Origin of the sequence: Acidovorax sp. ST3, from assembly GCF_003231145.1 — a bacterium.
In the GTDB taxonomy this organism is placed as follows: Bacteria; Pseudomonadota; Gammaproteobacteria; order Burkholderiales; family Burkholderiaceae_C; genus Acidovorax.
The window spans coordinates 744,792-753,863 of sequence record NZ_QKVP01000004.1; the positions used below are offsets into that span (position 1 = coordinate 744,792).

Here is a 9,072-nt window from a genome sequence, read left to right on the forward strand (position 1 = left end):
ACATGAAAATCATCATCCTCGGCGCCGGCCGCGTGGGCCAGAGCGTGGCAGACAGCCTGGTGTCCGAGCGCAACGACATCACCGTCATCGACACCGATGCCGCGCGCCTGCGCGACCTGGAGTCGCGGTTTGACCTGCGCGGGGTGGTGGGCAACGGCATCGAGCCCGCCGTGCTGGCCGAGGCGGGGGCCGAGGACACCGACCTGCTGATCGCCTGCGCCGCGCAGGACGAGACCAACCTCGTGTGCTGCAAGATCGCGCAGCTGCTGTTCAACATCCCCAAGCGCATTGCGCGGGTGCGGTCTACAGGCTTCGAGACCCATGAGCGCCTGGTGGGCCCCGAGGGGTTTGCGGTGGACCGCATCATCTGCCCTGAAGAATCGCTGACCCGCTACATCGGCAAGCTCATCGAGTACCCCGAGGCCATGCAGGTGCGCGAATTTGCCGGGGGCCGCGCTTGCCTGGTTTCGGTGCGGGCGCGGGTGGGGGCTCCCATGGTCGGGCACTCCATCGGCGCGCTGCGCGAGAGTGCGCCGGAGCTGGCGATGCGCATGGTGGCGATCTACCGACGCTTCCCGGACGAGCCCGACCGTTTCATCGCCTGCGACGGCAGCACGCGCATCGAGCCGGGGGACGAAGTGTTCGTGCTGGCCGCGCACGAGCACATTGCCAACGTGCTGGCCGCCCTGCACCGCCCAGCCTCCCAGCAGCCCCAGCCCGTGCGCCGCATCATGATTGCGGGCGGTGGCCGCGTGGGCCTGCGGCTGGCGCGGCAGCTCAGCCAGGCGGGCGGGCGCTTTCACATCAAGATCATTGAGGACCATGCGGACCGCTGCGTGGAGCTGGCGTCGGCTCTGCCGCCCGAGGTGCTGGTGCTGCAGGGTGATACCACCGACGAAGACCTGCTGGGTGACGAAGGCATCGAGGAGGTGGACCTGTTCCTCGCGCTCACCGACGACGATGAGGACAACATCATGTCGTGCCTGCTGGCCAAGCGCATGGGCGCGAGCCGGGTGCTGGCCCTCATCAACCGGCGCAGTTATGCCGACCTGATGCACGGCACGCAGATCGACATTGCGCTGTCGCCCGCGCAGGCCATGCTGGGGGAGCTGCTGGCCTATGTGCGCCAGGGCGACGTGCAGGCCGTGCACAGCCTGCGCCGTGGGGTGGCCGAGGCGCTGGAGATCGTGGCGCGCGGCGACCGCAAAAGCTCGCGCGTGGTCGGCCGCAAGGTCAGCGATCTGCAACTGCCGCGCGATGTGCACATCGGCCTGATCGTGCGCGGTCTGCCTGACGCGTCGGAAACCACGGGTGCATCCGCTGCCGATCTGCGCGAGCCCGAGGTCATCATCCCGCGGAGCGCCACGGTGATCGAGAGCAATGACCACGTGGTGTTCTTCCTGCCCAACAAGCGGCTGGTGCGCGATGTGGAAAAGCTCTTCCGCGTGAGCGCGACTTTTTTCTGACCTGGCACCGAGCTGCGCGAGACCCCCATGACGGACATGTTTCCCGTTCTGCGCGTGCTGGGCATTCTGGTAATGATCTTCTCGCTGTCCATGGGCCTGCCGCTGGCAGTCTCGCTGTGGACGCGCGACGGCGTCTGGTTCGTGTACCCGCTGTCCATGGGCGCCACGATGCTGGCGGGCGCGTGGCTGTGGTGGCGGCTGCGGCTGTTCCGGCAAGAGCTGCAGCCGCGCCACGGCGTGATGCTGGTGTCGCTGGTGTGGATGCTGCTGCCCCTGTCGGCCGCGCTGCCGCTGATGCTGGCCGGGCACTACACCGGGCACCCGCTGTCGTTCACGCACGCCTACTTCGAGGCGGTGTCGGGGCTGACGACCACGGGCTCCACCGTGCTGGCGGGCCTGGATGCGTTGCCGGTGTCGGTGAATGTGTGGCGCACCTTTTTGCAGTGGATGGGGGGCATGGGCATCCTGATTTTGGCCGTGGCCGTGCTGCCGCTGCTGGGCGTCGGGGGCAGCCAGCTGTTCAAGGCCGAGGCGGCGGGGCCGCTGAAGGACACCAAGCTCACGCCACGCATGACCGGCACGGCCAAGGGGCTCTGGGGGGTGTATGCGCTGTTCTCCGTGCTGTGTGGCCTGGCCTACTGGGCCGGGGGCATGGGGCCGCTGGATGCGTTAATGCACATGTTCACCACCGTGAGCCTGGGCGGGCTGTCGTCGCACGACCTGAGCTTTGGGTACTTCCAGTCGCCGCTGCTGGAGGCGATCTGCATCTTCTTCATGCTGGTGGCCAGCTGCAATTTTGCGCTGTACTTCGTCGCCATTCGCAAGGGCCAGTGGGGCGGCTTCTGGCGCGACCCGGAGCTGCGGGCCACGCTGGTGACGCTGATTGGCGGCGGTCTGCTGGTGGCTCTGCTGTTGTGGGCCAAGGGCGTGTATGGGCCGCTGGACGCGCTGCGCCATGGCATGTTCAACCTGGTGTCGCTGGCCACCACCACCGGCTACGCCACGGTGGACTACCTGGCCTGGCCCGTGTTTGCGCCGGTGTTCATGCTGCTGCTGTCGGGTGTGGCCACCAGCGCGGGTTCGACGGGCGGGGGCATCAAGATGGTCCGCATGCTCATCCTCGTCAAGCAGGCGCGCCGCGAGATGAACCGCCTGGTGCACCCACGCGCGGTGCAGCCGGTGCAACTGGGCGGCGCCGCAGTGGACAACCGGGTGATCTTCTCGGTGCTGGCCTTCATGCTGGTCTATGGCGGCACGGTCTTTGGGCTGAGCATGGTCATGCTGCTGACGGACCTGGACCCGGTGACCGCGTTCTCGGTGGTGTTGGCCAGCGTCAACTGCGCGGGCCCGGGCCTGGGCAGCGTGGGGCCAGCGTCCAACTATGCGGTGCTGACCGATTTCCAGATTTGGGTGTGCACCCTGGCCATGCTGCTGGGCCGGCTGGAGATACTGAGCTTTATGGCCTTGCTGACCCCGGCGTTCTGGCGCCGGTAGGGGGCAGGGCCGTGGTACCCCAAGGGGTGGCTTGCGAAAACCCGGCCTGACCCCACATCCTACAATTCACTGCAATCGCTTCCCGAGGGCTTTCCATGGTTCCGCATCTCATCACGGCCCTCACCGGGCCGATCAACGAACTCGAACAGCGCATTCTCGACTCGATGCCCGCCATCGAGCGCTGGTTCCGGCTGGAGTGGATGGAGCACACGCCGCCGTTCTATACGTCGGTAGACATCCGCAATGCAGGCTTCAAGCTGGCGCCGGTTGACACCAACTTGTTCCCGGGCGGCTGGAACAACCTGACCAAGGAGATGCTGCCCCTGGCCGTGCAGGCGGCCATGGCCGCGATCGAGAAGATCTGCCCCGAAGCGCGCAACCTGCTGATCATCCCGGAGAACCACACGCGCAACACGTTCTACCTGTCCAACGTGGTGCAGCTGCAGCGCATCTTCAACATGGCGGGCCTGAACGTCCGGGTAGGCTCCATCAGCCCTGAGATCAAGAAGTCCACGCTGATCGAGTTGCCCAATGGCGACACCGTGACCCTGGAGCCCGTGGTGCGCACAAAGCGCCGGCTGGGACTCAAGGACTTTGATCCCTGCACCATCCTGCTGAACAACGACCTGACCGCAGGCGCCCCCGGCATTCTGGAAGACATCCACGAGCAGTACCTGCTGCCCCCGCTGCACGCCGGCTGGAGCGTGCGCAAGAAGAGCACCCACTTCAAGAACTACGAAGAGGTGGCCAAGCGTTTTGGCAAGATGCTGGGCATCGACCCCTGGCTGGTCAACCCCATGTACAGCCAATGCGGCGAGGTGGACTTTGCCGAAGGCACGGGCATGGACCAGCTGCAGACCAGTGTGGATGCGCTGCTGACCAAGGTGCGCCGCAAGTACAAGGAATACGGCATCAACGAAAAGCCCTTCGTGATCGTCAAGGCCAACAACGGCACCTACGGCATGGGCATCATGACCGTGCGCGACGCCAAGGAGCTGGACGCCGTCAACCGCAAGACGCGCAACAAGATGGCCGTGATCAAGGACGGCCAGCCGGTGAGCGAGGTCATCATCCAGGAAGGCGTGCTGACGCAGGAGCGCGTGAATGACGCTGTGGCCGAGCCCGTGGTCTACATGATGGACCGCTACGTGGTGGGCGGCTTCTACCGCATGCATGCCGAGCGCGGTGTGGACGAAAACCTCAACGCCCCCGGCGCGAGCTTTGTGCCCCTGGCCTTTGAGCACAGCACCCACATGCCCCAGCCTGGCGTGCGCCCGGGCGTGAGCGCACCCAACCGCTTCTATATGTATGGCGTGGTGGCCCGGCTGGCGATGCTGGCGGCCAGCTACGAGCTGGAGGCCACCAACCCGGACGCCGAGGTGTACGACTAAAAGCCAGGGTCTTTGGGGCCCTTTGCGGGCCCGGATGCATCGGGTTTCAGCGCCTTTGCCGCGTGGGCGGAGGCTGTACAGCGGGCGCGTTGGGGAGTGAGGCGGCCCCGCATGCCATGCCCGCGCCCGGTTGCCAAGGGCGAGTTGCTGCGTTGCAACATGGGGTTTCGCCTCCAATCGCTTGATCTGGCTCAGGCGCACAATAGCGTTCCCAAAAGTAACGGAACCCCGTCTGGCCCAGCGCCCGGGGGTGGTCAGTGCAAAGCTCCAAGTCATCGCTCGCAGCGCTCACGCTGGGCGCCATCGGTGTTGTGTATGGCGATATCGGCACCAGCGTGCTGTATGCCGTCAAGGAGGTGTTCGGGTCCGGCCATGTGCCTTTCACGCCTACGAACGTCTACGGCATCCTCTCCATCTTTTTCTGGACCCTCACGGTCATCGTCTCCCTGAAGTACGTGGTGCTGGTGCTGCGCGCCGACAACCACGGCGAGGGCGGCCTCATCGCCATGCTGGCCCTGGCCTCCCAGGCCGTCAAAGACAAGCCCCAGTTGCGCAGCGTGCTGCTGGGCGTGGGTATTTTTGGCACCTCGCTGTTTTATGGCGATGGCGTTATCACCCCGGCGATCTCGGTGCTGTCGGCGGTGGAGGGGCTGGAGGTGGTGTCCGAGCACTTTAAGCACTACGTGATCCCGATCACGCTGGTGGTGCTGTTTTGCCTGTTTGCCGTGCAAAAGCGCGGCACGGGCGGCATCGGCAAGTTTTTTGGCCCCATCACGCTGGTGTGGTTTGTCACCATCGCGCTGCTCGGCGTGTCGCACATCGTGGGGCACCCGGAGATCCTGTGGGCGCTGAGCCCGCACCACGCGCTGGGCTTCATGTGGGCCAACCCGGGCACCAGCTTCATCATTCTGGGCGCGGTGGTGCTGTGCGTGACGGGCGCCGAGGCCTTGTATGCCGACCTGGGCCACTTTGGCAAGCGCCCGATCCGCATGGCCTGGTTTGGGGTGGCCATGCCCTCCCTCACGCTCAATTATTTTGGCCAGGGCGCGCTGCTGCTGGCCGAGCCCGAGGCCGTCAAGAACCCGTTCTATCTGATGGCCCCCGACTGGGCGCTGGTGCCTTTGGTGATCCTGGCCACCATGGCCACCGTGATTGCTTCGCAGGCGCTGATCACCGGCGCGTTCAGCGTGACCAAGCAGGTCATCCAGCTGGGCTACCTGCCGCGCCTGAACATCCAGCACACCAGCGTGCGCGATACGGGCCAGATCTACATGCCGCTGGTCAACTGGGGGCTGTTCGTGGCCATCGTGCTGGCGGTGGTGATGTTCCGCTCGTCGAGCAACCTCGCGGCAGCCTACGGCATCGCGGTGACGCTGGACATGCTGATCACCACCACGCTGACCTTCTTCGTGATCCGCTACGGCTGGCGGTATCCGCTGGCGTTGTGCATCGGGGCCACGGGCTGTTTCTTTGTGGTGGACCTGGCGTTCTTCGCCTCCAACCTGCTCAAGCTGTTCCAGGGCGGTTGGTTCCCGTTGATGATCGGCGGCATCGTGTTCTCGCTCATGATGACCTGGAAGGAAGGACGCCGCCTGCTCAACGACAAGCTGCGCGCCGATGCCATCGACCTCAAGGACTTTCTGGAATCGATCTTCATCAGCCCGCCCACACGGGTGGATGGCACGGCCGTCTTCCTGACGGCCGAAACCGGCGCGGTGCCCAATGCCTTGCTGCACAACCTCAAGCACAACAAGGTGCTGCACCAGCAGAACCTGTTTGTCACCGTGCACAACCATGAGACACCCTGGATTGGCCTGGACAAACGGCTGCAGGTCGAGTCGCTGGGGCACGACTGCTGGCAGGTGGTGGTGCACTATGGCTTCAAGAACGACCCCGACCTGCCCCGTGCGCTGGAGCTGCTGCGTGGGCGAGGCTGTGAGCTGGAGCCCATGACCACCAGCTATTTCCTGTCGCGCGACACTGTGATCCCCACCATCGGCAGCGGCATGGCGCCCTGGCGCGAGAAGCTGTTCGCTCAGATGCACCACAACGCCAGCGGTGCGGCCGACTTCCTGCACCTGCCCAATAACGCGGTGGTCGAACTGGGCTCCAAGATCGAGATCTGACCGCAGGGGCTCTCCAGGCCCCCTGCAGGTACTGCGAGGCAGTTTTAGGCGGTTTTTGCTTGGTAGCGCTAGTGCTAATTGCCTGAAATGCTATCAATAATGTAGTGATTGGGGCGAGCCGCCCGTCTGTCTCATTGCCTGATGCGCGCGGTGACAGAATCGCGCCCATGCAATTTTTCAAAGACCTGAGCCTTTCCACGGCAGTGGCAGGCTTCGTGGCGGTGCTGGTGGGCTTTACCAGTTCGGTGGCCATCGTGTTCCAGGCCGCCCAGGCGTTTGGCGCCACGCCTGCGCAGATCACGTCCTGGATGTGGGCGCTGGGTCTGGGCATGGGGCTGTGTTCGCTGGTGCCCTCGCTGATCCTGCGCCAGCCCGTCATGGTGGCCTGGTCCACACCGGGCGCCGCCGTGCTGGCCACGGCAGGTTTGGCGGGCGGCTTCACCATGGGCGAGGCGATCGGCGCCTTCATGATCAGCGCCTTGCTCATCACCCTGGCGGGCGTTACCGGCTGGTTCGAGCGCGTGATGAACCGCATCCCCATGGAAATCGCCGCGGCCCTGCTGGCCGGCGTGCTGGCCCGCTTTGGCCTGCAGGCGTTTGCGGCCGCCCAGACGGCGTTGCCCTTGGTGCTGCTGATGTTGATGGTCTATCTGGTGAGCCGCCGTCTGGCTGCGCGGTATGCGGTGGTCATCACCCTCGCAGCGGCCGTGGTGTTTGTGGCCGCCCAAGGGCAGATGGCCTGGTCGGCGGTGCAGCTGGAGTTGGCCCTGCCGGTTTTCACCGCGCCCCAGTTCAGCGTGGCTGCCGCCGTCAGCCTGGCGATTCCTTTGTTTGTGGTGACCATGGCCTCGCAAAACCTACCCGGTGTGGCGGTCATCCGAGCGTCGGGCTACGACCTGCCCATTTCGCGGCTCATCACGCTCACGGGTCTGGCCACCCTGGTGCTGGCGCCTTTTGGCGCGTTTGCGCTCAACTTCAGTGCCATCACCGCTGCAATGTGCATGGGCCCCGAGGCGCACGCCGATCGCAACCGGCGCTACACGGCCGCAGTGGCATGCGGCGCCATCTATGTGGCGATCGGCCTGTTTGGTGCGGTCATCACGGGGCTGCTCACCGCCTTTCCCAAGGAACTGGTGGTGGCCATCGCGGGTTTGGCCTTGCTGGGCACCATCGGCAACGGTCTGGCGGCGGCGCTGCGGGACGAGTCGCACCGTGAGGCGGCACTCATCACCTTCCTCGTCACCCTCAGCGGTGTGGTCATTGTTGGGGTGGGCTCGGCCTTCTGGGGAGTGGTGGCCGGCAGCATTGCGCTATTTGTGCAACAGTACAGGCGTTCGCAGGCCAACGGCGCGTAAGCCGCCTTGGCTGCCTGGGCCCATAGGCTCCCCCTTTCTTGACCCGACACCATGAAACTGCTCTTCATCGCCGACCCGCTGCAAAGCTTCAAGATCTACAAGGACACCACCTTCGCCATGATGCGCGAGGCACAGCGGCGTGGGCACACCCTCACGGTCTGCGAGCCGCAGCACGTCACCTGGCAACGTGGCAGCAAGGTCACCGCACGGGTGCACGACATCCGCCTCACAGGAGACGCCACCCACTGGTACGAGGCCCAGCCGCAGCGCAGCGCAGCCTTGGCCGACTTCGACGCGGTGCTCATGCGCAAGGACCCGCCCTTCGACAGCGAGTACTTCTACGCGACGCACTTGCTGGAGCAGGCAGAGCGCGACGGCGCACGCGTGTTCAACAAGCCCAGCGCCCTGCGGGACCATCCTGAAAAGCTGGCCATCATGGAGTTCCCGCAGTTCATCGGACCTACGCTGGTCACCCGGGATGCGGAAGACATTCGCCGTTTCCATGCGGAGCACCAGGACATCATCCTCAAACCCCTGGACGGCATGGGCGGCATGGGGATCTTCCGCGTGGGGCCGGATGGCCTCAACCTGGGCAGCATCACCGAAACCCTCAACCGCCACGGCGCACAGAGCGTGATGGTGCAAAAGTTTCTGCCCGAGATCGTTGATGGCGACAAGCGGGTTCTCATCATTGGCGGCAAGCCGGTGCCCTTCTGCCTGGCGCGCATTCCCCAAGGCAGCGAAGTGCGGGGCAATCTGGCGGCTGGCGGCAAGGGCGTGGCGCGCCCTCTGTCTGCACGCGATCGTGAGATTGGTGAAGCATTGGGGCCGGTGCTGCTATCCCGCGGCCTGCTGTTGGCGGGCGTGGATGTGATCGGCGACTGCGTCACGGAGATCAATGTCACCAGCCCGACCTGCTTCCAGGAGATCTTTGATCAGACAGGCTGCGACGTGGCCTTCCTGTTCATCGATGCTCTGGAGGCTGCTGTGGCGGATGCGCGCAGCTGATCAGCAGAGCGGGTTTTTGCAAAATCCCTCGGGTTTTCCCTGCTGAGTGGTGTAGGCGTGCTATAGTCGAGGGCTTCGCTGCTGAGGCCTGACTGCAAAAGCGGTCAGGTTCTGTGGGTGGGTTGTGCTGGTGCTTCGGTGCTGCTGCAGATGGCTCGGAAGGTTTGCGAAGAAAGTTTGGTTTTGTGTTCTGAGTGGGTTAAAAACCGGTATAGAATACAAGGCTTCGCTC

The 9,072-nt window shown here is 64.8% G+C and carries 6 protein-coding genes; all 6 read left to right on the forward strand.

The annotated features are described in order from the left end of the window. Nucleotides 1–2 precede the first annotated feature (2 nt). The 6 genes from trkA to gshB all read left to right on the forward strand — a co-directional run bounded on the left by trkA (nt 3) and on the right by gshB (nt 8,840). The gene (trkA, locus tag DNK89_RS16095) at nt 3–1,466 is read left to right on the forward strand and encodes a Trk system potassium transporter TrkA (protein WP_110960904.1); all 1,464 of its coding nucleotides are present in this window, start codon (nt 3–5) and stop codon (nt 1,464–1,466) included. Between the two features lie 27 nt (nt 1,467–1,493). After that, nucleotides 1,494–2,960, forward strand: coding sequence for a TrkH family potassium uptake protein (locus DNK89_RS16100; RefSeq protein WP_099731896.1), 1,467 nt, complete (start codon nt 1,494–1,496; stop codon nt 2,958–2,960). Nucleotides 2,961–3,055: 95 nt separating this feature from the next. After that, nucleotides 3,056–4,351: a glutamate--cysteine ligase gene (gshA, locus tag DNK89_RS16105; protein WP_015016114.1), complete on the forward strand. Its 1,296-nt coding sequence runs from the start codon at nt 3,056–3,058 to the stop codon at nt 4,349–4,351. A gap of 257 nt (nt 4,352–4,608) precedes the next feature. Next, the gene (locus tag DNK89_RS16110) at nt 4,609–6,477 is read left to right on the forward strand and encodes a potassium transporter Kup (protein ID WP_110960905.1); all 1,869 of its coding nucleotides are present in this window, start codon (nt 4,609–4,611) and stop codon (nt 6,475–6,477) included. A 167-nt stretch (nt 6,478–6,644) separates the two neighbouring features. Further along, nucleotides 6,645–7,832 carry a benzoate/H(+) symporter BenE family transporter gene (locus DNK89_RS16115; protein ID WP_110960906.1) on the forward strand — a complete coding sequence of 396 codons (1,188 nt, stop codon included), beginning with the start codon at nt 6,645–6,647 and terminating at the stop codon, nt 7,830–7,832. A 51-nt stretch (nt 7,833–7,883) separates the two neighbouring features. Then, a complete protein-coding gene (gshB, locus tag DNK89_RS16120; protein WP_110960907.1) occupies nt 7,884–8,840 on the forward strand; it encodes a glutathione synthase in 957 nt (318 codons plus the stop codon). The last annotated feature ends 232 nt before the right edge of the window (nt 8,841–9,072 follow it).

Coding starts and splice junctions, on each gene's coding strand:
- trkA (WP_110960904.1), top strand. CDS start 3: ATGAAAATCATCATCCTCGGCGCCGGCCGCGTGGGCCAGAGCGTGGCA.
- DNK89_RS16100 (WP_099731896.1), top strand. CDS start 1,494: ATGACGGACATGTTTCCCGTTCTGCGCGTGCTGGGCATTCTGGTAATG.
- gshA (WP_015016114.1), top strand. CDS start 3,056: ATGGTTCCGCATCTCATCACGGCCCTCACCGGGCCGATCAACGAACTC.
- DNK89_RS16115 (WP_110960906.1), top strand. CDS start 6,645: ATGCAATTTTTCAAAGACCTGAGCCTTTCCACGGCAGTGGCAGGCTTC.
- gshB (WP_110960907.1), top strand. CDS start 7,884: ATGAAACTGCTCTTCATCGCCGACCCGCTGCAAAGCTTCAAGATCTAC.